Here is a 2,003-nt window from a genome sequence, read left to right as displayed (position 1 = left end):
TGCTCGTTGTGGGCGCAGACAGTGATATAGTGTTCGGCATTGGCGGGATTATGGCGCAAAATACCGAATAAATTCTGCCAGAATTTCCAGCGAGTGGAACGTTTAAAGCCCTGTCGCCAGATAATTACCGCTAGGGCATAGAGATCGGCCCGGCGAGGCAGTTTAAAGGCAGGTTTCGCTTTAGGTGCCCCTAATTTTAGGAAACAGCGATAGGTGCGATCGAGAAATACCTCCGGATCGTACAATGTCCAGAAGGCTTCAATATATTCTGTGGCAATATCTTCGATCGGCCGGGTGGGAACGAAATTCATCAGGGTACTTTGGTTAATGTCCTGTTTCCCCGTTAATCGTAGTCGTCCTTCTTTTTCCAAGCGAGTCCATAGGGCAGTATTGGGTAAAGCTTGTAACATTCCAAATAGAGCCGTGGGAATGGCTGCTTCTTCGACAAAATTAATGATGCGATCGGCCGCTCCTTTTTTCTCGCCATCAAAACCGATGATAAATCCCGCCATAGGGCGCAATCCGGCTTTAATAATCTTTTCTACCGTCTCAGTTAAGGAACTGCGGGTATTTTGGAATTTTTTGGTTAATTGTAAACTTTCTTCGTCGGGGGTTTCAATACCTAAAAAGACCGCATCAAAATAACAATCGACCATCATAGCCATTAATTCGGGATCGGCGGCTAAATCCACCGATGCTTCCGTGTTAAACCGGAAAGGGTACTGGTGTTCTTCTTGCCAAACCTTTAATTCTTTGAGGAGTAATTTAACGTTACGCTTGTTACCGATAAAATTATCATCCACCATGAACACGCCCCGGCGCCAACCTAATTCGTAGAGATAATCTAATTCTTTTAATAATTGTGCTGGGGTTTTGGTGCGGGGTTTACGACCGTAGAGAACGATAATATCGCAAAATTCGCACTGGAAGGGACAGCCGCGCGAGAATTGTACCGACATGGAATCATAAGCTTCAAAATCGAGCAGATCGTAGCGTGGGATCGGGGTAATTGTCACATCGGGTTTTTCTGTGGTGCGGAAAACACCCTTGGTTTCTCCTTTTGCCAATGCTTCCACAAACATCGGGATGGTGATTTCTCCCTCATCGAGAATCAGAAAATCGGCCTCGGCAACTTCATGGGGGATAGAAGTGGGATAGGGACCCCCCACGGCCACCAGTTTACCCCGTTGCTTGGCTTCGTGAATTTGCTCGATTAAATCTTGACGTTGGACAATCATGCCGGAAAGAATCACTATTTCGGCCCAGTCCCATTCTGCTTCTGTCACCGCCCGAATATTGCGATCGACCAGTTTAAATTCCCATTCCTGCGGTAAAATCGCCGCCACCGTCACCATACCCAGAGGAGGAAGTAAGACTTTGCGATCGACTAATTCCAGAATTTTGTTATAAGACCAGAAAGTCGGCGGAAAAACGGGATAAATCAGTAAGGCGCGCATATTCACTCCTCGCTCGATGGCGATCGATTCTTGACCTTTCGCTTGATTGTAATCTTTTTCGGTCAGGGATGGGAAAACCGTTACTTATTCCTAGAACTGAGATCAGGCTTGATTTTCGGCCGCCATTGCCCACCCTTGACCCTGCCCCCATAAAAGTTTATGGTCAACATCAATAAAATTTATGTAAAGAAATGTTGCATAGTCTGAAAAGTTATGTTACATTAAATATTAAGCACTTGACTCAAACGCAATTCTCTTATAGGAAGGCAATTCACCATGGATAAGCAAGAAAACAAACTCGGCTTCACCGCTTTCGCTGAAAACTGGAATGGTCGTTTAGCCATGCTCGGTTTCGTTATTGGCGTAGCTACGGAATACTTAACCCACAAAGGCATCCTTGCTCAATTGGGCCTAATGTAATTTCAGCCTCGATTGCTGTGCATCTACAATCATCTTGCATAAATTATCAAAAAAGGGAGGAGCATCGCTCTTTCCCTTTTTTAGTTGCAGGTTGGGGATGGGGGAGTGGGGTGATAGGGTAGATGA

At 45.5% G+C, this 2,003-nt stretch carries 2 protein-coding genes; one reads left to right on the top strand and one right to left on the bottom strand.

Translation table 11 applies throughout. From position 1 onward, the window contains the following. A partial coding sequence (locus IQ242_RS23490; RefSeq protein ID WP_193961612.1) for a B12-binding domain-containing radical SAM protein occupies positions 1–1,457 on the bottom strand: 1,457 nt, incomplete at its 3' end. Positions 1,458–1,733: 276 nt separating this feature from the next. Between IQ242_RS23490 and IQ242_RS23485 the strand changes: the two genes are divergently transcribed. Further along, positions 1,734–1,877 carry a high light inducible protein gene (locus IQ242_RS23485; RefSeq protein WP_002734821.1) on the top strand — a complete coding sequence of 48 codons (144 nt, stop codon included), beginning with the start codon at positions 1,734–1,736 and terminating at the stop codon, positions 1,875–1,877. Positions 1,878–2,003 lie beyond the last annotated feature (126 nt).

Origin of the sequence: Microcystis sp. LEGE 08355 (genome assembly GCF_015207185.1) — a bacterium.
Taxonomy (GTDB): Bacteria; Cyanobacteriota; Cyanobacteriia; order Cyanobacteriales; family Microcystaceae; genus Microcystis; species Microcystis panniformis.
This window is presented reverse-complemented; position numbering and strand designations above follow the sequence as displayed.

What these genes read in the sequence shown, in the direction of transcription:
- IQ242_RS23485 (WP_002734821.1), top strand. Translation starts at nt 1,734, where the DNA reads ATGGATAAGCAAGAAAACAAACTCGGCTTCACCGCTTTCGCTGAAAAC.